The following is a 19,298-nucleotide window of genomic DNA, read 5'->3' as shown; positions in this document are numbered from 1 at the left end:
TGTCCAACGACCGTCGACCCGGCATCATTCCCGGGCGCCTCACACCACCGGGGGGCGGCGCGGGGCTCACGTCGTCGGAACCGTGTTCAACGACCAGCCGAGCGGGATGATTCCCCGCGGCTCACGCCGCCGCACGTACTCAACGGCCTGAGGTCTGTTCCCACAGCCGACGCGCTCGGGGGCGCGGCCCTGCTCGGTCGTTCACCCGGTTACAACGCCACCGGCCCGCCCACGATTCCGCCACCAGAGTGCCGCCCACCACCCCCAAACCCGACACCCCGCACACCATCGACCAGATTCGCCCAGCCCATCAGGGCACCTCGCTCTGTGCCCCGTGATCAAGGAGTTTGCGGCCTTTTCCGGCACCCACGAGAACACAAACCCCTTGATCACCCTCGAAGAAGCCTCCCCGGGCCCCCGCCACAGGGTTGATCATGAGGTTAGCGGCGACATAACGGACACCAGGTGCCGCCAAGTTCATGATCGACGCCCTCGGAGCGAGGCTGACCCGAGGCGGCCGCCCCGCCGCGGGTCCGCGGGCCGCACGCGCGATCTTGCACTTTGGGCCCTCGTGGCACCCGATTCGCCGGATTTATGGTGCACCCAAGTGCAAGATCGCGCGGGGCATCAGGAGCTGGGGGGCGGCAACCCGTCAGGAACTCCTGGGAACTTCGGCGATCTTGGAGTTGTGGTGCCTCGCATACCTCGTCAAACGGGCATCGTGGGCGCCACAACTCCAAGATCGATGGCGAGGTGAGGGCTGTCGTGCGGGGGCAGCCGGACTGGGCGAACCGGGTGCCGGATTCAGCCCGGCCAAGGTGTGCGGGGGTGCCGCCACTTCGGGGAAGTGGAGTCGATCAAGCGGCTGAGGTCAGGCGGCGGGCCAGTCCTGGGAGGCCAGACGCGGCGAGACCGCCCCGGGTGGGGCGGCCTCGAGCCAGGACAGGAATCCGGTCACCGTGGAACGCGCCATGGCGATCTCGATCGGCGCGTGGTGGCTGGTACAGCGCAGGATCACCCACTCGGCCGGCATGGACATGCGCTCCTGGCCCTCGGGAAGCCGCCGTCGCTCGACCGCCAGCCCCTCGCGGGAGAGCACCCGCTTGGGGCGCAGCGCGAAGCTGAACATGCGGTACCAGCGGAGTTCGTCGCCGACGAAGCGACCGAATCCGGGTGACCAGCCGCGACCGTCGAGGATCGTGGAGACCCGCACGCTCAGCCGGATGGTGCCACCGCTACGTGTGAACAGGGCCCGCCGGATGAAGAGGATCAGAATGGCGACGACGACTACCGCTACGCCGATTCCGAACCCTTCGACGATCTCCATCGGCGGGTCTGCTCAGCGGGCCGGGGTGGCGGGGGTCGCGCTCTCGGCGAGCACCGTGACGCCCTCGCTGGTCACCGACAGGAAGCCGCCGGGCACGTCGAAGACGACCTGCTGGCCACCGGCCTGCTTGATGCGTACCTGGCTGGGCTCCGCGAGCTGGCCGAGCAGCGGCGCGTGCCCCGGCAACACACCGAGCTCACCCTCGGTCGTCCGTGCGACGACCATTTCGGCCTCGCCGGTCCAGACCTTCTCCTCGACGGCTACGAGCTCGACGTGAAGCTGCTGTGCCACGCTGTCTCCTTGCTGCGGCGGCGGATTGCCGAAAGTCTAGTCGCGCCCCCGCGGCCCACCCAACGCGGGTGGTGAGAGCCGGACCACCACGGCCCCGCACCCGCCCAGGCTACTTGGTTTTCTGAATGAAGTCGGGGTGCTCCAGCAGGAAGGCATCGAGCTGTTCGGTGCGCAGGGCGGTGAAGAAGTCCTCCGCCGGTTCGAGCAGCCGCTCACCCCGGTACGCGCTGCCGGCGCCGATCGCCCCGCCGGGCAGCTTGATCGTCTCGATCGCGTTCGGACGGATGTCCTTCAGCGCCAGCCCGAAGTCCACCACGCTGTTGCCGCGCCCGTTGAAGACGAGCGACTTGCCGGCGGCCCGCAGCACCCGGTCGAGCTTGACCGGGTTGGTCACCACGTCGGCGCTGACCGCCTGGCTCGCCATGGCCTTGACGAACTGCTGCTGGTGCCGCTGCCGGCCGTAGTCGCCGTCCGGCACGCCGTTCTTCGGGTAGCGCTGCCGGACGTAGTCCAGCGCCTGCCAGCCTTCGAGGTGGGCGTTGCCCTTCTTGTACACCGCCTGCGGTCCGAGGTAGCCGCCGCCACCGGGCCGGAGCTGGCGGGGCGTACCGTCCGGCTGGAGGTGTTCGGACCGGACCTCCCGCTCGATGTACATGTCCACGCCGCCCATGGCGTCGACGATCTTCTTGAAGCCGCTGAAGTTGATGATCGCGCCGGCGTCGAAGCGCTTGATGCCGGTGACGTCCTGCACGGTCTTGGCGAGCAGTTCGAAGCCCTGCGCGGTGCTGGGATTCTGCCCCGGTACGTTGCTGCCGTGCGACATGGCGGCGTTCAGCCGGTCGTTGCCGCCGGAGTAGTCGGCCTTGGCGAAGGCCGGGATGTCCACCCGCAGGTCGCGCGGGAGCGAGAAGAGGTAGCCCCGGTCCATGCTGGCGGGCACGTGCAGCACCATGATCGAGTCGGCGAGCGGCCGGGCGGTCGACGTACGCGGGTCGACGCCGACGAGCAGGATGTTGAGCGGACCCTTGATGTCGCTCTTCTTCTCGTTGGCGCCCGCGGCCTGGTCACCGAAGAGGTCGGCCTTGCCGACCGAGCCCTCGTAGCGGGCGACGAGGGCGCGGGAGCCGAGCAGCACGGAGCCGCTGAGCACCGCCATGACGATGCCCAGGATCGTGCACACGCGGGCCCACCGGGGCACGCCTCGCCACATGGACCGCTTGCCGCGGTCCGTGCCGCCCTTACCGCCCACGAGCATCTCCAATCGTCACGCCCACGGGTAGGAAGACGGGCGCGGGGGTCCGTTTGGTTGCAGAGATCAACGGCCGGGATGTGAAAGTCGTGTCAGGAACGGTACCGCGCGATTCGGCGAACTGCTTGCCGGAGATCCGGGCATCTGGTAATGCAATGGTCGGAAACGGCGAGGGCCGCCCCGGCTTTCGCCGGGACGGCCCTCCCCTGTGTGAGCGGGCTCTCAGCCCTCCTCACCCATCAGTTCCTTGGCCTTGGCCTTGAGGTCCTCCAGGCCGCCGCACATGAAGAACGCCTGCTCCGGGAAGTGGTCGAACTCCCCCTCGCTGATCCGGCGGAAGGCGTCGATGGTCTCGGCGATCGGGACCGTCGAGCCGGGGACGCCGGTGAACTGCTCCGCCGCGTACGTGTTCTGCGAGAGGAACCGCTCGATCCGGCGGGCGCGGCCGACGGTGAGCTTGTCCTCCTCGGAGAGCTCCTCGATACCGAGGATGGCGATGATGTCCTGCAGGTCCTTGTAGCGCTGCAGGATCCGCTTCACCTCGGTGGCGACGGCGAAGTGCTCCTCGCCGACGAACTCCGGGGCGAGAATCCGGGACGAGGACGCCAGCGGGTCCACGGCCGGGTAGATGCCCTTGTCGGAGATCGACCGCTCCAGGTTGGTGGTCGCGTCGAGGTGGGCGAACGTGGTGGCCGGCGCCGGGTCGGTGTAGTCGTCGGCGGGCACGTAGATCGCCTGCATCGAGGTGATGGCCTGGCCCCGGACGGAGGTGATCCGCTCCTGGAGCTCGCCCATCTCGTCGGCCAGGGTCGGCTGGTAACCCACGGCGCTCGGCATACGGCCGAGCAGCGTGGACACCTCGGAACCGGCCTGGGTGAAGCGGAAGATGTTGTCGATGAAGAGCAGCACCTCCTGCTTCTTCACGTCGCGGAAGTACTCCGCCATGGTGAGCGCGGAGAGCGCGACCCGCAGACGGGTGCCCGGCGGCTCGTCCATCTGGCCGTAGACGAGCGCGGTCTTGTCGATGACGCCCGACTCGGTCATCTCGGCGATGAGGTCGTTGCCCTCGCGGGTGCGCTCACCCACGCCGGCGAAGACCGAGGTACCACCGAAGTTCCGGGCCACCCGGGTGATCATCTCCTGGATGAGCACCGTCTTGCCCACGCCGGCGCCGCCGAACAGGCCGATCTTGCCGCCCTTGACGTACGGGGCGAGCAGGTCGATGACCTTGATGCCGGTCTCCAGCATCTCGGTCTTCGGCTCCAGGTCCGCGAAGGCCGGGGCCTTGCGGTGGATGCCCCACCGGTCGTCGGCCTCGATCGTCTCGCCCTCGGTGAGGTTGAGGCACTCGCCGATCGCGTTGAACACGTGGCCCTTGACCGCGTCACCCACCGGCACGCTGATCGGCGCCCCGGTGTCACGCACGTCGGCGCCGCGGACCAGACCGTCGGTCGGCTGCATCGAGATGGCACGGACCAGGTTGTCACCCAGGTGCTGGGCGACCTCCAGGGTCAGCGTCTTCTCACCACCCGAGAGGGTCACGTCGACGTGCAGAGCGTTGAACAGCTCCGGCATGGCGTCGCGCGGGAACTCGGCGTCGACGACCGGGCCGATGACCCGGACCACGCGACCCGTGGCCGTCTTGGTCTCAACTGCGGATACAGTCATCACACTTCACTTCCCGACGCGGCCAGCGCGTTCGCGCCGCCGACGATCTCACTGATCTCCTGGGTGATCCCGGCCTGACGGGCCGAGTTCATCTCGCGCGTGTACTTCTCGATCATCTCTTCGGCGTTGTCGGTGGCGCTCTTCATCGCCCGCCGGCGGGCGGCCGACTCGCTCGCCGCCGACTCCAGCAACGCCGCGAAGATCCGCGTGTTGATGTACTTCGGCAGCAGGGCGTCGAGCAGCGACTCCGGCTCCGGCTCGAACTCGTACGCCGGCAGCGCGCCCTCGGTCCGAGGCCGGTCCTCGACCTGCATCGGGCCGATGATCCGGGTCACCGGGTTCTGCGTCATCAGGGACTTGAACTCGGTGTAGACGATGTGCAGCTCGTCCACGCCGAGGATCCCGTCGGCGCCGGCATCCCCGTCCACGTCGTCCGCGCCGGCGGTGAACGCCTTGATCAGCGTGTCACCGACCTCGCGGGCGTCGGCGAACGTCGGCTGCTCCGAGAAGCCAGTCCAGCTTCCGGCGATCTGCCGGCTGCGGAACCGGTAGTACGCCACGCCCTTGCGGCCGATGACGTAGAGCACCGGCTCCTTGCCGTCGGCGCGCAGCCGGGCGATCAGCGACTCGGCGGTCCGGATCGCGTTCGAGCTGTAGCCGCCGGCCAGACCCCGGTCGGCCGTCACCAGCAGGACGCCCGCCCGCCGCACCCGCTCGCGCGGGGTGAGCAGCGGGTGGTCGATCCGCGCGTTCGAGGCCAGCGCCGTCAGCACGCCGGTGATCGCCTCGGCGTACGGCAGCGAGGCCGCCACCTTGGCCTGGGCCTTGGCGATGCGGCTCGTCGCGACGAGCTCCATCGCCTTGGTGATCTTCTTCATCCCCTTGGCGGAACGGATCCGCTGCCGGAGAACGCGTACCTGGGCGGCCATCGGATCAGCTCTCGGCCGGGCGGTCGGCGCCGTCGCGCAGGCGGGTCACCGTCTCGCGGGACTGCTCACCCTCCAGCGGCTTGGCCGGCGCCTCGTTGATCCGGACCTCGTCCTCCTTGCCCAGGAAGAGCTGCTTGAACTCGGTGATCGCCGAGTCGAGCGAGGCGATGATGTCGTCGTCCCACTTGTGGTCCGCGATCGAGGCCAGGACGCCCTCGTGCTTGTGCCGCAGGTACTGCAGGAACTCCGACTCGAAGCGGCGGACCTCGCCGACCGGGACGTCGTCCAGCTTGCCCTCGGTGCCGGCCCAGACGGAGACGACCTGCTCCTGCACCGGGTACGGCGAGTAGTTCGGCTGCTTGAGCAGCTCGACCAGCCGGGAACCGCGGTCCAGCTGGGCGCGGGAGGCCCGGTCCAGGTCGGAGGCGAAGGCGGCGAACGCCTCCAGCTCGCGGTACTGGGCCAGGTTCAGCCGCAGCGAGCCGGCGACCTTCTTCATCGGCTTCACCTGCGCGGCGCCACCGACCCGGGAGACCGAGGTGCCGACGTTGATGGCCGGCCGGACGCCCTGGTTGAACAGGTCGGTCTCGAGGAAGATCTGGCCGTCGGTGATGGAGATGACGTTGGTCGGGATGAACGCCGAGATGTCGTTCGCCTTGGTCTCGATGATCGGCAGGCCGGTCATCGAGCCGCCACCCAGCTCGTCGGAGAGCTTGGCGCAGCGCTCCAGCAGACGCGAGTGCAGGTAGAAGACGTCACCCGGGTAGGCCTCACGGCCCGGCGGGCGGCGCAGCAGCAGCGACACGGCCCGGTACGCCTCGGCCTGCTTGCTCAGGTCGTCGAAGACGATCAGGACGTGCTTGCCGCCGTACATCCAGTGCTGCCCGATGGACGAGCCGGTGTACGGGGCGAGGTACTTGAAGCCGGCCGGGTCGGAGGCCGGGGAGGCGACGATGGTGGTGTACTCCATCGCGCCCGCCTCCTCCAGCGTCCCCTTGATGGAGGCGATGGTGGAGGCCTTCTGGCCGATCGCGACGTAGATGCAGCGGACCTGCTTCTTCGGGTCGCCGGAGCGCCAGTTCTCGCGCTGGTTGAGGATGGTGTCCAGCGCGACGGTGGTCTTGCCGGTCTTCCGGTCACCGATGATCAGCTGACGCTGACCGCGGCCGATCGGGGTCATCGCGTCGATGGCCTTGATGCCGGTCTGCAGCGGCTCGTCGACCGACTTGCGGGACATCACGTTCGGGGCCTGGAGCTCCAGCTCGCGGTAGCCCTCGTTGGCGATGTCGCCGAGGCCGTCGATGGGCTCGCCGAGCGCGTTGACCACGCGGCCGAGGAACGCGTCACCGATCGGCACGGAGAGCACCCGGCCGGTGCGCTTGACGCGCTGGCCCTCTTCGATCCCGCCGAAGTCACCGAGGACGACGACACCGATCTCCCGGACGTCGAGGTTCAGCGCCACACCGAGCGTGCCGTCCTCGAACTCCAGGAGCTCGTTGGTCATGGTCGAGGGGAGGCCCTCGACGTGGGCGATGCCGTCGCCGGCGTCGGCGACGGTGCCGACCTCCTCGCGGGAGACGTCGGCCGTGTAGGAGGAGACGTAGCGCTCCAGGGCGCCGCGGATCTCCTCCGTCGAGATGGTCAGCTCGGCCATCCTCTGCTTCCTTAAGTATCTCAGGGCCCGGGATACCTGGTACCGACCGGTCCGGTGGCGACGAATCAGGGCTCAGCGCTTGGCGAGCGCGTTGCGGGTCTCGTTGAGGCGGCGCAGGACGGTGCCGTCGTACAGGTCGGAGCCGACCTGTACGCGCGCCCCGCCGAGTACGTCGGGGTCGACCGTCTGCTTGACGGAGACCTCCCGACCGTACATCTCCGAGAGGCGGGCACCGAGGCGTCGCTCCTCCTCCTCGGTCAGCGGAGCCGCCACGGTCACGTACGCGACCTGACGGTCCCGCCGGTCGGCGGCGAGCTCGACCAGCCGGGTGAGCGCACCGGTGAAGGAGCGTCCACCGAAACCAGCGAGCGCGGCCTCGACGAGGCTGACGGTGACCGGCTGGGCCTTGCCGGCGAGCAGCTGCCGGGCCAGTTCGGCCCGCCGCTCGACCGACGCCATCGGGTCGGAGAGCGTGTTGGACAGCTCGGCGGAACCGGAGACGACCTGCCCGAAGCGGAACAGCTCGTCCTCGACCTCGCCCAGGTCGCCGGACAGGTCGGCGCTGGCCAGCAGCGCCTCCACGCCGAGGCGCTCGACACCGTCGAGCAGCTCGGACGGGGCCGACCAGCGGCCGGACACCATCGACGCGAGCAGGTCGAGCGCTTCCGCGCCGACCCGGCCGCGCAGCATGTCGCCGAGCAGGCCGGAGCGGTCGGCGCCGGCCCGGGCCGGGTCGGAGAGCGCCCGGCGCAGCCGCGGCTCACGCCGCAGCAGGGCGGCGACGGAGAGGATGTCGTCGGCGGTGGCAGCCACCGCCGACGGCTCCGCGCCGCGGACGTACGCGTCGAGGCGCTCGGCCCCGGCCCGGTACGACTCCCGGCTGGCGGCCTGCATCAGCGGGCCCCCGTGCTCTCGAGACCGCTCAGGAACCGGTCGACGGTGCCCTTGCGACGCGCCTCGTCGGCGAGCGACTCACCGACGATCTTGCTGGCCAGGTCCACCGCGATGGTGCCCACCTCGGTACGCAGCTCGCGCACGATGGTGGCCCGCTCGGCGGCGAGCTGCTCCTTGCCGGCGGCGATGATCCGGTCGGACTCCTCACGCGCCTTGGCGAGGATGTCCTGGCGGATCCCGTCGGCGTCGGCCCGTGCGTCGTCGCGGATCTTGGCGGCGTCGGTACGCGCCTCCGCGAGCTGGGCCCGGTACTGCTCGAGCAGCTTGTTCGCCTCGGCCTGGGCCGCCTCGGCGCGCTTGATGCCACCCTCGATCGCGTCGACCCGCGCCTGGTACATCGCCTCCATGYGGGGCATGACGAACTTCAGCAGGACGAAGACGAGCAGGGCGAAGGAGATCGTTCCGACGACCATCTCCTGCCAGATCGGCAAGATCGGATTGTGCGCGCCTTCGGCGGCGAGATACATGTCAGACCTCCGGATCGGGAGAGCTCGCGTCAGCTAACGGCGAAGGCGAGCACCAGGCCGAACAGCGCCAGCGCCTCGACCAGGGCGAAGCCCAGCACCAGCCAGGTGCGGTTGTAGCCGGCCGACTCGGGCTGGCGGGCGCTCGACTGGATGTAGGCCGCGAAGACCAGGGCCACACCGATACCGGGGCCGATGGCGGCGAGGCCGTAGCCGATGGTGTTGACGTTGCCACCGATCTCGGCAAGAACGTTCATTGCGGGTATTCCTCCTAGTTCACACGTGAGGGCTCACGTGTACGCGGTCGGTACCAGATGCTTGGCCGGGCCGGGTGCCCGCCGAGCCGGATCTCAGTGCTCGTCGGCCAGCGACGTGCCGATGTAGTTGGCGCTCAGCGTGACGAAGACGTATGCCTGCAGCACCGCCACCAGCGCCTCGAAGAAGGCCATCACGATCGCCATCGCGAAGGAGAAGACCGAGGTCGCCTGCACGAAGACGCTGCTCGACCCGAGCATCACGAAGCCGCCGACGGTGAAGACCAGCAGGAGCAGGTGGCCGGCGAACATGTTGGCGAAGAGTCGCAGTGCCAGGGTGACCGGCCGGACGACGAAGTTCTGCAGGAACTCGATCGGAATCAGCAGGAAGTGCATCGGCCACGGCACGCCGGGCAGGATGAGGCTCTGCTTGAGGTACTTGCCGAGGCCGTGCTTGCGGACGCCGACGTAGTTGTACATGACGTACGAGATGGCGGCGAGCACGATCGGGAACGCGATGTGCGAGTTCGGCGAGATCTGCAGGCCGGGCACGATGCTGAAGATGTTTGTCAGCAGGATGAAGCTGAACAGCACGGTGAGGTAGGGCGCGAAGCGGATGCCCGCGTTGCCCATCTGCTCACGGGCGATGTTGTCCCGGACCAGCCCGTAGACGGCCTCGGCGGCCCACTGGCCCTTGCCCGGCACCAGCTTCGGCTTCCGGTACGCGGCCACGAAGAAGATGATCAGCAGCGCGACGGCGATCCAGATCATGATGCTGAACTTGGTGACCCAGGGGCCGGCCACGTCCGGCGGGTAGAAATCCCCGACGCTGGGGGGCCAGGGAAGGTCCTGGGCGACGACCAGCTGTCCGCTCACCGTGTCATCCTCCGCACTCAACAGACCCGCGTGTGCCGGAACTCAGGCACTGAGCCTCTTCATGATCAGGTAGATCGCCCCGGCCGCGCCGAGCATCATGCCGACGGCGACCCCGATGCCGGCTGGCAGACCGAGGAACCGTTCCGCCAACCAGCCGAGGCCACCCCACACCAGAATGCCGGCGAGCAGGTAACCCACGACGGCGCCTGCCACACCCTCCGACGAGTGCTCGTCGGACTTGTGGGAGTGGGGGTCATCGGCCATGACGTGGCGAACAATATCAGCAGGGGCGCGCGGGGATGTGCGGCACCCCCCACACTGCGGACAGCGTGCGGGCCGTACTGCGGGCGCGTCAACCTGGCGCCACGTTACTCCTGTCGCGCCCGTCAGGGCACCCGCCGTACCGGACACGATTCAGCAAAGTCACTCGCTGTCGTCGCGACGCTCGAATGTGGGCAGCGGGGACCTCATCGCCCAGGTCAGGTGGGCACCGGTCCACGCCACCACGGCCGCGATGATCGCCACGCCCATGTCCGGCAGGCCGGGCCAGCCGGTGGCCGCCACGGCGGCCATCACCACGCCCAGGATCACGATCTTGGTGGCATAGGTGACCAACCCGACCGACATGATCATCCGAGGGTGGATGGCGTCCGCCCAGGCGACCGAGAGGCTGGAGATCAGGTAGCTGACGATCACCAGCGCCACCCCGGCCGCGAAGCCGGCCGCCCCGGTCGGGCCGCGCAGCAGCGCCGCCGCCGGCACCCCCACCACCGCGAGGGCCGCGCACGCCAGCAACGGTAGYCGCAGGTGGTTCAGCCGGGACCGGATCGCGCCGGGCTCACCCGCCCGTGGCGCCGTCATCGGGGGTACGCCGGGAAGGCGGCGACCAGCTCGGCGACCTCGCGGGCCAACTCGGCCAGCGTGTCCGCGCCTCCGGGGGCGCCGGGATCGGTGCGTACCGCGCGCGCGATCAGCCCGGCGATCCGGCCCATCTCCCCCTCGCGCATGCCCTGGGTGGTGACGCTCGGCGTACCCACCCGGATGCCGGAGGCGACGAGCGGCGGCTGCGGGTCGTACGGGATCGCGTTCTTGTTCAGCGTGATGCCGGCGGCGTCGCAGCGGGCCTCGGCCTCGGCGCCGGTCACGCCCGTCTCACGCAGGTCGAGCAGCGCCAGGTGGGTGTCGGTGCCGCCGGAGACCGGCCGCAGGCCGTCGGCGGCCAGGCCGTCGGCGAGCGCCCGCGCGTTCGTCACCACCTGGGCGGCGTACGTGCGGAACTCCGGCTGCGCGGCCTCGCGCAGCGCGACCGCCTTGGCCGCCACCGCGTGCATCAGCGGGCCGCCCTGGGTGAACGGGAAGACCGCCTTGTCGATCCGCGCGGCCAGCGGCTCCCGGCACAGGATCATGCCGCCGCGCGGACCGCGCAGCACCTTGTGCGTGGTCGCGGTGACCACGTCGGCGTGCGGCACCGGGGACGGGATCGCGCCGCCGGCCACCAGGCCGACGAAGTGGGCGGCGTCCACCATCAGGTACGCGCCGACCTCGTCGGCGATCTCGCGGAAGCGAGCGAAGTCGATGAGCCGGGGGTACGCGGTCGCGCCACAGATGATCAGCTTCGGCCGGTGCGCCCGGGCCAGGTCGCGTACCTCGTCGTAGTCGATCGTCTCGGTGTCCGGCCGGACGGTGTAGCCGACCGGGTGGAACCACTTGCCGGAGAAGTTCACCCGGCTGCCGTGGGTCAGGTGCCCGCCGTGCGGCAGGTCCATGGCCAGCACCGTGTCACCGGGCTGCACCAGGGCGGCGTACGCGGCCAGGTTGGCGCTCGCCCCGGAGTGCGGCTGGAGGTTGGCGTGCTCGGCGCCGAACAGGTCCTTCGCCCGGGCGATGCCCAGCTCCTCGGCCCGGTCCACCTCGGCGCAGCCGCCGTAGTAGCGCCGGCCCGGGTAGCCCTCGGCGTACTTGTTGGTGAGCGTGGAACCGAGCGCGGCCAGCACCGCGGGCGAGGTGAGGTTCTCGCTGGCGATCAGTTGCAGACCGCCGCGCAGCCGGTCCAACTCCCCCAGCACCACCTCGGCGATCTCCGGGTCGACGGTACTGAGCTGCTGGAAGTCCGGCCCCCAGAAGGTGTCCCTCGCGTTCTCCACAGCGAAGGAGTCTACGGAGCCGCAGACTGGAGGCCGTGAGATGCCTCGTCACCGGCGCGACCGGCTACATCGGCGGGCGCCTGGCGCCCCGGCTGCTGGCCGAGGGGCACACCGTACGCTGCCTGGCCCGCACGGCCGGGCGGCTGCGGGACGTGCCCTGGGCGGCCGACGCGGAGATCGTCGAGGGCGACCTGCGCCGCCCGGAGACGCTGCCGTCCGCGTTCGAGGGCGTGGAGGTCGCGTACTACCTGGTCCACTCGCTCGGCCAGCGCGGCTTCGAGGCGGCCGACCGGGAGGCGGCGACCAACTTCGCCGAGGCGGCGCGCGCCGCCGGCGTACGCCGGATCGTGTACCTCGGCGGGCCGGAGCCGGCGGAGCGTGACGGCCTGCCCTCGGCGCACCTGCGCTCCCGGGCGGAGGTCGCGCGGATCCTGCTGGACAGCGGCGTGCCGACGGCGGTGCTGCGCGCCGCGGTGATCATCGGATCCGGCTCGGCCTCGTTCGAGATGCTGCGGTACCTGACCGAGCGGCTGCCGGCGATGGTCACCCCGCGCTGGGTGCGCAACCGGATCCAGCCGATCGCGGTCCGGGACGTGCTGCGCTACCTGGTCGGCTGCGCGCACCTGCCGGCCGAGGTGAACCGGGCCTTCGACATCGGCGGCCCGGACGTGCTGACCTTCAGCGACATGATGCAGCGCTACGCCCGGGTGGCCGGGCTGCGGCCCCGGGTCATCCTGCCGGTGCGCCCGCTCACCCCGTCGCTGTCCTCGCACTGGGTCGGCCTGATCACGCCGGTGCCGAACGCGATCGCCCGGCCGCTGGTGGAGAGCCTGGTGCATGAGGCGGTGGCGCACGAGCACGACATCGCCGCGTACGTGCCGGACCCGCCCGAGGGGCTGACCGGCTTCGACCAGGCGGTGGCGCTGGCGCTGTCCAAGGTGCGCGACGCGCAGGTGGAGACGCGCTGGTCGAACGCGAGCGGGCCGGACGCGCCGGCCGAGCCGCTGCCGTCGGACCCGCGCTGGTCCGGCGGCACCGCGTACACCGACATGCGGGAGCGGGCGGTGGACGCGCCACCGGAGGCGCTGTGGCGGGTCATCGAGGGCGTCGGCGGCGAGCACGGCTGGTACTCGTTCCCGCTGGCCTGGTCGGTGCGCGGCTGGATGGACCGGCTGGTCGGCGGCGTCGGGCTGCGCCGGGGGCGGCGTGACCCGCACCGCCTCCAGGTCGGTGAGGCGCTGGACTTCTGGCGGGTCGAGGAGATCGTCCCGGGCGAGCTGCTGCGGCTGCGCGCCGAGATGCGGCTGCCCGGCCGGGCGTGGCTGGAGATGCGCGCCGAACCGGACGGTAACGGCGGCAGCAGGTACGTGCAGCGTGCCGTGTTCCTCCCGCGCGGGCTGCCCGGCCACCTCTACTGGGCCTCGGTGGCGCCGTTCCACGCCGTCGTCTTCGGCGGCATGGCCCGCAACATCGCCAAGGGCGCCGAACACCCGGCCGGTTAGGCGGGAGAGTCGCCCCGCAGTGCGGGGCCGAGGAGCAGTCCCCCGTCGATGACGTACTCGGCGCCGGTGATGAAGGCCGCGTCCGGCGACGTGAGGAACAACAGCAGCGCGGTGATGTCGGCGGGCTGCCCGAGTCGCGGGACGGCGAACGGCTCCGGCGAGTAGAAGTCGGCGATCGGGGCGTCGCTGCCGGCCGCCGGCTCGGTGATGAACGGGGTCTCGATCACGCCGGGGTGGATCGCGTTGACGCGGATGTTGTCGCGGCCCAGCTCCAGGGCGGCGGTCCGGGTGAGCCCACGCACCGCCCACTTACCGGCGACGTAGGGCGCGTAGAGGGCGGTACCACCCATCCCCATGGTGGAGCCGATGTTGACGATCGCTCCTCCCCCCGCGCGACGCAGCGCCGGGGCGGCCGCCTTGATGCCGAGGAAAGTGCCGGTGAGGTTGACGTCGAGGATACGAGCCCAGGTGGCCCGGTTGGTGGACTCGATGAGGGCCGGCGGGTTCTGCACCCCGGCGTTGTTGACCAGGATCGTGAGCGCGCCGAATGCCTTCTCGGTCTCCGCGACGGCGGCGACCCACGACTCCTCCCGGGAGACGTCCAGGCGGACGAACCGCGCCCGGTGTCCCAGCTCGGCGGCGAGGCCGGCGCCCCGCTCGGCGTCGATGGCGCCGATGACGACGTTGGCGCCCTCGGCGTGCAGGGCGCGAACGTGGCTGGCCCCCTGCCCACCGGTGCCGCCGGTGACGAGAACTGTCTGATTGGCGAAGCGGGACATCGGATCCTCCGGTGACGCGAGACGGATGGCGAGTCGGGCGACTCACCATGCCGACGCTACGCCCTGGGCGAATGGTGAGTCAACCCACTCGCCTCGCTATGATGGCCGCATGACCCCAGCGCCGTCGGCCTATCACCAGCGTGTGGCGGAGGAGAAGCGCGCGCTGATCGTGCAGGCCGCCACCGAGCTCTTCCTGGAGTTGGGCTACGACCGGGCCTCACTGGCGCGTGTGGCCGCCAGTGCCGGCGTGTCGAAGGCGACGCTGTTCAAGCAGTTTCCGACGAAGGCGGCTCTGTTCGACGCCATCGTCATCGACTCCTGGGCCCGCAACGAGGTCGCCGACGTGCCACCTGCCGGTGACCTGACGGCCGGCTTGACGGTCCTCGGACGGCACTACGCGACGCTGTTGAGCCGGCCGGAGATGACCGACCTGTTCCGCATCGTGATCGCCGAGCTGCCACGCTTTCCCGAGCTGGCCAGAGCACATTTCGCGCAGGGCAAGCTGCCGTACTTCGAGTCCGTCCGGATCTACCTCTCGGCCGAGCACGACGCGGGAGCCGCGGACGTCGCCGACCCGGAGATGGCCGCCACGCACTTCCTCGGGATGATCTCCAATTACCTGCTCTGGCCGCGCCTGGTCCTCCCGGACTGGACGGTCACCCCGGACCGCACGACAGCGGTCGTCGACGAAGCCGTCCGAACCATGGTCGCGCGATACGGCAGGCCGGCGAGCTGACCCTCAGTTGCCGGTGCGCGGGCTGGTGTGCTGGAAGGCGACCGCCTGGCCCGGCGGGACGAAGTCGCGTACCGGCTCGTCGCGCAACGCCCACGCGAGGATGCGGCCCACCGCGGCGATCTGCCGCTTCTGCACGCCGCCGCCGACCGCGTCCCGGGGGTCGTCCGGGTTCGCCGCGATCGTCGCCACCGAGAGCTGCGGCGTGAACGCGACGACCGTCTCCGTGGCGTTCCGCTCCGAGCTGCCGGTCTTGCCGGCCACCGGACGGCGCAGGCCCGGAGCCAGCTCCTCGGCCGTGCCGCCGTCGCAACGCCGGTACATCGACTGGTCGCCGACCGGGCAGCGGCTGGCGTCGGCCGCCGCGCGGGCGACCTCGGTGTCGAGCACCTGCCGGCAGTCGGTGTTCCCGGCGGGGATCTTCCGGCCGGACGGGTCGGCGATCGAGGTGACCGGCGTGGGCCGGCACCAGGTGCCCTCGGCGGCCACCGCGGCATACGCGCCGGCCAGGTCGAGCGGCGTGGTGGCGGAGACGCCGAGCGTGAACGGGCCCCAGCTCTTCGCGCCGTCGTGGGCCATCTTCGCGTCGGCCGGAGCGCGGAACACGATGCCCAGCCGCTGGGCCATCTCGACCACCCGGTCCGCGCCGACCCGCTCGGTGAGCCAGGCGAAGTACGTGTTCACCGACCGGCCGAACGCGTCCCACATGTCCCGGTCGCCGTCCATCCAGTAGGTGTTGGCGTTCGCCGGGCACCACCGGCCGCCGCAGCTCGCCGGGCCGGCGCCGACCGGGTACTGCGTGACGTAGACGCGCGGCGCATCGAACACCGTGTCCAGCGGCAGCCCGGACTCCAACGCGGCCAGCAGGGCGAACAGTTTGAACGTCGAGCCCGCCTGGTAGCCGGTGATGCCGCCACCGCCGGCCACCAGCTGGTTGACCGTGTTCGGGTAGTTCTGCTGACCGTCCGGGTTCGCGGCCACGCCGTACGTGCGGTTCACCGCCATCGCCAGCACCCGCCCGGTGCCCGGTTGCACCACGGCGGTCGGCGCGGCGCGCGCGATCGTCTCCGGGTAGATCTCCCGCACCTGCTCGCTCGTCTTGGCCTGCACGTCCGGGTCGAGCGAGGACACGATCGACCAGCCGCCGCGGCGCAGCGTGCGCTGCCGCTCGTCCACCGTCTCGCCGAACGCCGGCTGGGCGTTCCACCACTGCGTGAACCAGTCGCAGAAGAAGCCCCAGTCGTTGTGGTCGGCGGGCACCGCGGCGCAGTCGTTCGGGGTGGTGTTGGGCGCCAGCGCCAGCTCCGCCGCCTTCGCCGCCTCGGCGTCGGCCGCGCTCGCCCGGCCGGTCTCCACCATCCGGTCCAGCACGTACGCCCGCCGTTGCCGGGCCGAATCGGCGTCGCCGTTGATCGGGTCGTCCGCCGGGGACCGGACCAGCCCGGCGAGCAGCGCGGCCTGGGCCAGCGTGAGCCGGTCCGGTGTGGTGGAGAAGTAGCGCTTGCTGGCGGCGGCGATGCCGTACGCCCCGGCGCCGAAGTACGCAATGTTCAGGTAGCGCCCGAGGATCTCGTCCTTGCCGATCTGCCGTTCCAGCGTCAGCGCGTACCGCATCTCGCGGATCTTGCGCCCCACGGTGATCTCGGTGGCGGCGGCGCGCTGCTCCTCGGTCAGCCGGGGGTCCCCGGCCAGCGCGTTGCGCACGTACTGCATGGTCAGCGTGGAGGCGCCCTGGCGGGTGCCCTCGCGGCGGTTGGCGGTGAACGCCCGCGCGACGCCGCGCACGTCGACGCCGTGGTGCTCGTAGAAGCGCACGTCCTCGGCGGCCACGATGGCGTCGCGCATCACCGGCGCCACCTCGGCGACCGGCACGTCCACCCGGTCCTCGACGTAGAACGAGGTGATGAGCGTCCGCCCGTCGTTGGCGTACAGGTTGGACCGCTGTGCCGGCTGCGGCGTCTTGAGCGCCTCCGGCAGCGCGGTGTACGGCATCAGGTTCTTCAGGCCCAGCCCGAAGACCAGCGCGGCCGGCAGCGCCGCGACGGCCAGGACCAGCCCGGCGAGCACGCCGGCGAGCACAACGGTGAACAGTTTGTCGAGATAGGCCCGGTTCATCAGCTCTCCCCGCAGGAGCCGGCCGTACGGACCAGTTCAGAATGACCCGAATGTTCGCTTTAGCCGACACCTTCCGAGAAAGGCGCAGAAAGTTCGCGAGGAAGGATGAATCTCAGGGCAACAGCGCGGCAGCCAGCGGCTGCACCGTCTCCTCGATCTCGTCCGCGACCCGGCTGAAGCACTGGTCGCCCCGGCCCCACGGGTCGTCCAGATCGTCGGTGGGCAGCGCGGAGGCGTTCTGCCGGGCCGCGTCGACAGCCGCCACGAGCGCGACGCCGCGCGCGTACACGGCGTCCGGCGTGGGCTCGGCCGGCGGCAGCGCAGCGCGGTCCAGCCCGCCGAGCAGACGGCCGAACTCACCCAGCACGAACGTGCGCGCGGCGGCGTCCGGCCGCAGCGCCACCACGTACTCCTGCTGGTCGGCGGTGGCGGTGAGCACCAGATCGGCGGCGTCGATCAGATCCGAGCGCAGCCGCCGGGCGGCGAACCCCTCGGTGTCGCCGCCGCGCGAGAGCACCTGGCGGGCGGCGGGCGGGTTCATCTCCTCGCCCGCGTGCCAGCCGCCGGTGCCGGCGCTGTGGCTGTGCACGAGCGCGTCCGACCCGGCCGGGTCGACGCCGAGGCGGGCCAGCCGCTCCCGGACCGCGAGCAGCAGCAGCCGCTCGGCCATCGGCGACCGGCAGATGTTGCCCATGCAGACGTGCAGGACGGTGAAGGGCGGCACTCAGACCCCCCGCTCGTCGAGGATGCCCGGCACGACCTCCCGCAGCTTCGCCAGCGTCACCGCGCCCTCACGCAGCACCCGCGGCACCTCGCCGGTCAGGTCGACGATCGTGCTCGGCACCGGGTCCACCGCCGGCCCGGCCTCCAGGTAGGCCCGCACGCCGTAGCCGAGCTGGTCGCGCGCCTCCTCGGCGGTGAGCGCGGCCGGCTGGCCGACCTTGTTGGCCGACGCGACGGCCATCGGCCCGGTCTCCCGCAGCACCTCCAGCGCCACCGGGTGCAGCGGCATCCGCACCGCCACCGTCCCGCTGGTGTCGCCCAGGTCCCAGGCCAGGCTCGGCGAATGCTCCACGACGATGGTCAGCGCGCCCGGCCAGAACGCCTCGACCAGGTCGCGGGCCGCGCCGGGCAACGAGAACACCAGGCCGTCGAGCGTGTGCCGGGAGCCGATGAGCACCGGGGGCGCCTGCCGGGCGCCGCCCTTGGTGTCCGCCAGGGCCTTCACCGCGTACGGCGTGAACGCGTCCGCCCCGATGCCGTAGACCGTGTCGGTCGGCAGGACGACGAGTTCCCCGTTCTTGACCGCCTCGATGGCAGCGGCGATGCCGCGGTCCCGGTCGGCGGGCGACCGACAGTCGTAGAGCATCACGAGGAGTCAGTCTGCCACGCCCGGGCGGTCTCGGCGTGGGTGCCGTCCGCCCGCCGGGACGCGCTCGCCCAGCGGGGCCGCCCGGCCAGGTCCCGGTGCTCCTCGACGCGGTCGTAGCGGCCGTCGCCGCGCAGCAGCGCGGGCACCGCCGCCGCGTGCGTGTCGTCGTGCTCGATCCCGATCGCGCCGCCCGGGCGCAGCAGCTCGGCGGCCCGGCGCACCACCGGGCGGATCACGTCCAGCCCGTCCGCGCCGCCGAACACCGCCTCGTCCGGGTCGTGCCCGGCCACCTCCGGCGGCACCGCCACCGACCTCGGCACGTACGGGGGGTTGCACAGCAGCACGTCGACCCGCCCGGCCAGGCCGGCCAGCAGCTCCGGACCGGTCACGTCGGCGGCCACCACCTCGACCGGCCGGTCCCCGGCGGCAGCCCGGTCGGCCGCGTTGCGCCGCAGCCAGGCCAGGGCGGCCGGGGACCGTTCCACAGCCACCACCCGGGCCGCGGGCACCTCCTGCGCCACCGCCAGGGCGATCGCGCCGGAGCCGCTGCACAGGTCGACCACGAGCGGCGCGGCGTGCTCCCGGGCCCGCTCGATCCCCCACCCGGCCAGCAGCTCGGTCTCCGGCCGGGGCACGAACACGCCCGGCCCGACCGCCAGCTCCAGGTGCCGGAAACCGGCCGAGCCGAGCAGGTGCTGCAACGGCTCCCGGGTCACCCGCCGCCCGACCAGGGCGTCCAGGCGGTCACGCTGCGCCGGGGTGAAGCCGTCGGCCAGCGCCAGCCGGCCGCGTGGCACGTCCAGGACGTACGCGGCCAGCTGCTCGGCCTCGGCGCGGGGCGCCTCGACGCCCGCCGCGGCGAGCGCGCGCGCCACCCGGTTGATCACCAGCGAGGCGCGTTCGCGTTCTGTCCCTTCGGACGGGTGTTGCGGGAGTGCGGTCACGCAATAATCATGAGGCGTCGCGGCTCACCTCACGAGCGGGTGC

General features: G+C 71.3%; 20 protein-coding genes. 2 read left to right on the top strand and 18 right to left on the bottom strand.

Annotated elements, in window-relative coordinates; all coding sequences use genetic code 11:
- Positions 1–871 precede the first annotated feature (871 nt).
- From A8711_RS03195 to glyA, 13 genes are all read right to left on the bottom strand, one after another.
- Positions 872–1,327 (bottom strand): DUF2550 domain-containing protein, encoded by a 456-nt coding sequence (locus A8711_RS03195; RefSeq protein ID WP_043328663.1) that lies wholly within the window; start codon positions 1,325–1,327, stop codon positions 872–874.
- A gap of 12 nt (positions 1,328–1,339) precedes the next feature.
- Positions 1,340–1,618: a F0F1 ATP synthase subunit epsilon gene (locus A8711_RS03190; protein WP_043328661.1), complete on the bottom strand. Its 279-nt coding sequence runs from the start codon at positions 1,616–1,618 to the stop codon at positions 1,340–1,342.
- A gap of 109 nt (positions 1,619–1,727) precedes the next feature.
- Positions 1,728–2,873 carry an LCP family protein gene (locus A8711_RS03185; protein ID WP_069087395.1) on the bottom strand — a complete coding sequence of 382 codons (1,146 nt, stop codon included), beginning with the start codon at positions 2,871–2,873 and terminating at the stop codon, positions 1,728–1,730.
- A gap of 216 nt (positions 2,874–3,089) precedes the next feature.
- Positions 3,090–4,535 carry a F0F1 ATP synthase subunit beta gene (gene atpD / locus A8711_RS03180; protein WP_043328657.1) on the bottom strand — a complete coding sequence of 482 codons (1,446 nt, stop codon included), beginning with the start codon at positions 4,533–4,535 and terminating at the stop codon, positions 3,090–3,092.
- Positions 4,535–5,464: a F0F1 ATP synthase subunit gamma gene (locus A8711_RS03175; protein ID WP_030504728.1), complete on the bottom strand. Its 930-nt coding sequence runs from the start codon at positions 5,462–5,464 to the stop codon at positions 4,535–4,537. The genes atpD and A8711_RS03175 overlap by 1 nt, the downstream gene beginning before the upstream one ends.
- Positions 5,465–5,468: 4 nt before the next feature.
- Complete coding sequence (gene atpA / locus A8711_RS03170) at positions 5,469–7,118, bottom strand: F0F1 ATP synthase subunit alpha (RefSeq protein WP_030504729.1); 1,650 nt, start codon at positions 7,116–7,118, stop codon at positions 5,469–5,471.
- Positions 7,119–7,190: 72 nt separating this feature from the next.
- Complete coding sequence (locus tag A8711_RS03165) at positions 7,191–8,012, bottom strand: F0F1 ATP synthase subunit delta (protein ID WP_030504730.1); 822 nt, start codon at positions 8,010–8,012, stop codon at positions 7,191–7,193.
- Positions 8,012–8,539, bottom strand: coding sequence for a F0F1 ATP synthase subunit B (locus A8711_RS03160; RefSeq protein ID WP_069087394.1), 528 nt, complete (start codon positions 8,537–8,539; stop codon positions 8,012–8,014). The genes A8711_RS03165 and A8711_RS03160 overlap by 1 nt, the downstream gene beginning before the upstream one ends.
- Positions 8,540–8,568: 29 nt before the next feature.
- Positions 8,569–8,793, bottom strand: coding sequence for an ATP synthase F0 subunit C (atpE, locus tag A8711_RS03155; protein ID WP_018789141.1), 225 nt, complete (start codon positions 8,791–8,793; stop codon positions 8,569–8,571).
- A 93-nt stretch (positions 8,794–8,886) separates the two neighbouring features.
- Complete coding sequence (gene atpB / locus A8711_RS03150) at positions 8,887–9,666, bottom strand: F0F1 ATP synthase subunit A (protein ID WP_043328655.1); 780 nt, start codon at positions 9,664–9,666, stop codon at positions 8,887–8,889.
- 42 nt (positions 9,667–9,708) lie between these two features.
- Positions 9,709–9,930, bottom strand: a complete 222-nt coding sequence (locus A8711_RS03145; RefSeq protein WP_030504733.1) for a hypothetical protein — start codon at positions 9,928–9,930, stop codon at positions 9,709–9,711.
- 159 nt (positions 9,931–10,089) lie between these two features.
- Positions 10,090–10,527, bottom strand: a complete 438-nt coding sequence (locus A8711_RS03140; RefSeq protein WP_064447834.1) for a hypothetical protein — start codon at positions 10,525–10,527, stop codon at positions 10,090–10,092.
- On the bottom strand, positions 10,524–11,810 hold the full coding sequence (gene glyA / locus A8711_RS03135) for a serine hydroxymethyltransferase (protein WP_069087393.1): 1,287 nt from the start codon (positions 11,808–11,810) through the stop codon (positions 10,524–10,526). The genes A8711_RS03140 and glyA overlap by 4 nt, the downstream gene beginning before the upstream one ends.
- A gap of 35 nt (positions 11,811–11,845) precedes the next feature.
- On the opposite strand from glyA, the gene A8711_RS03130 reads away from it, so the two are divergent.
- Positions 11,846–13,312, top strand: coding sequence for an SDR family oxidoreductase (locus A8711_RS03130; protein WP_069087392.1), 1,467 nt, complete (start codon positions 11,846–11,848; stop codon positions 13,310–13,312).
- Here the strand turns inward: A8711_RS03130 and A8711_RS03125 are convergent.
- Positions 13,309–14,091 (bottom strand): SDR family NAD(P)-dependent oxidoreductase, encoded by a 783-nt coding sequence (locus A8711_RS03125; RefSeq protein WP_069087391.1) that lies wholly within the window; start codon positions 14,089–14,091, stop codon positions 13,309–13,311. The genes A8711_RS03130 and A8711_RS03125 overlap by 4 nt on opposite strands.
- A 109-nt stretch (positions 14,092–14,200) precedes the next feature.
- Here A8711_RS03125 and A8711_RS03120 point away from each other — a divergent pair, with 109 nt between their 5' ends.
- The gene (locus tag A8711_RS03120) at positions 14,201–14,827 is read left to right on the top strand and encodes a TetR/AcrR family transcriptional regulator (RefSeq protein WP_043328643.1); all 627 of its coding nucleotides are present in this window, start codon (positions 14,201–14,203) and stop codon (positions 14,825–14,827) included.
- Positions 14,828–14,830: 3 nt separating this feature from the next.
- Here the strand turns inward: A8711_RS03120 and A8711_RS03115 are convergent, their stop codons facing one another.
- The 4 genes from A8711_RS03115 to prmC all read right to left on the bottom strand — a co-directional run bounded on the left by A8711_RS03115 (position 14,831) and on the right by prmC (position 19,198).
- Positions 14,831–16,939, bottom strand: a complete 2,109-nt coding sequence (locus A8711_RS03115; RefSeq protein ID WP_069087390.1) for a transglycosylase domain-containing protein — start codon at positions 16,937–16,939, stop codon at positions 14,831–14,833.
- A 112-nt stretch (positions 16,940–17,051) separates the two neighbouring features.
- Positions 17,052–17,663, bottom strand: a complete 612-nt coding sequence (locus tag A8711_RS03110; RefSeq protein ID WP_043328639.1) for a phosphotyrosine protein phosphatase — start codon at positions 17,661–17,663, stop codon at positions 17,052–17,054.
- Positions 17,664–18,308, bottom strand: coding sequence for an L-threonylcarbamoyladenylate synthase (locus tag A8711_RS03105; protein WP_069087389.1), 645 nt, complete (start codon positions 18,306–18,308; stop codon positions 17,664–17,666).
- Positions 18,308–19,198 (bottom strand): peptide chain release factor N(5)-glutamine methyltransferase, encoded by an 891-nt coding sequence (gene prmC / locus A8711_RS03100; RefSeq protein ID WP_043328636.1) that lies wholly within the window; start codon positions 19,196–19,198, stop codon positions 18,308–18,310. Before prmC ends, A8711_RS03105 begins: the two co-directional genes overlap by 1 nt.
- Between the last annotated feature and the right edge of the window lie 100 nt (positions 19,199–19,298).

It is taken from the genome of Micromonospora sp. II, assembly GCF_001709195.1.
In the GTDB taxonomy this organism is placed as follows: domain Bacteria; phylum Actinomycetota; class Actinomycetes; order Mycobacteriales; family Micromonosporaceae; genus Micromonospora; species Micromonospora chalcea.
This window is presented reverse-complemented; position numbering and strand designations above follow the sequence as displayed.

Excerpts from the sequence above, each read along its gene's own strand:
- A8711_RS03195 (WP_043328663.1), bottom strand. The coding sequence starts at position 1,327 with ATGGAGATCGTCGAAGGGTTCGGAATCGGCGTAGCGGTAGTCGTCGTC.
- A8711_RS03185 (WP_069087395.1), bottom strand. The coding sequence starts at position 2,873 with ATGCTCGTGGGCGGTAAGGGCGGCACGGACCGCGGCAAGCGGTCCATG.
- atpD (WP_043328657.1), bottom strand. The coding sequence starts at position 4,535 with ATGACTGTATCCGCAGTTGAGACCAAGACGGCCACGGGTCGCGTGGTC.
- A8711_RS03175 (WP_030504728.1), bottom strand. The coding sequence starts at position 5,464 with ATGGCCGCCCAGGTACGCGTTCTCCGGCAGCGGATCCGTTCCGCCAAG.
- atpA (WP_030504729.1), bottom strand. The coding sequence starts at position 7,118 with ATGGCCGAGCTGACCATCTCGACGGAGGAGATCCGCGGCGCCCTGGAG.
- A8711_RS03165 (WP_030504730.1), bottom strand. The coding sequence starts at position 8,012 with ATGCAGGCCGCCAGCCGGGAGTCGTACCGGGCCGGGGCCGAGCGCCTC.
- atpE (WP_018789141.1), bottom strand. The coding sequence starts at position 8,793 with ATGAACGTTCTTGCCGAGATCGGTGGCAACGTCAACACCATCGGCTAC.
- A8711_RS03145 (WP_030504733.1), bottom strand. The coding sequence starts at position 9,930 with ATGGCCGATGACCCCCACTCCCACAAGTCCGACGAGCACTCGTCGGAG.
- A8711_RS03125 (WP_069087391.1), bottom strand. The coding sequence starts at position 14,091 with ATGTCCCGCTTCGCCAATCAGACAGTTCTCGTCACCGGCGGCACCGGT.
- A8711_RS03120 (WP_043328643.1), top strand. The coding sequence starts at position 14,201 with ATGACCCCAGCGCCGTCGGCCTATCACCAGCGTGTGGCGGAGGAGAAG.
- A8711_RS03115 (WP_069087390.1), bottom strand. The coding sequence starts at position 16,939 with ATGAACCGGGCCTATCTCGACAAACTGTTCACCGTTGTGCTCGCCGGC.
- A8711_RS03105 (WP_069087389.1), bottom strand. The coding sequence starts at position 18,308 with ATGCTCTACGACTGTCGGTCGCCCGCCGACCGGGACCGCGGCATCGCC.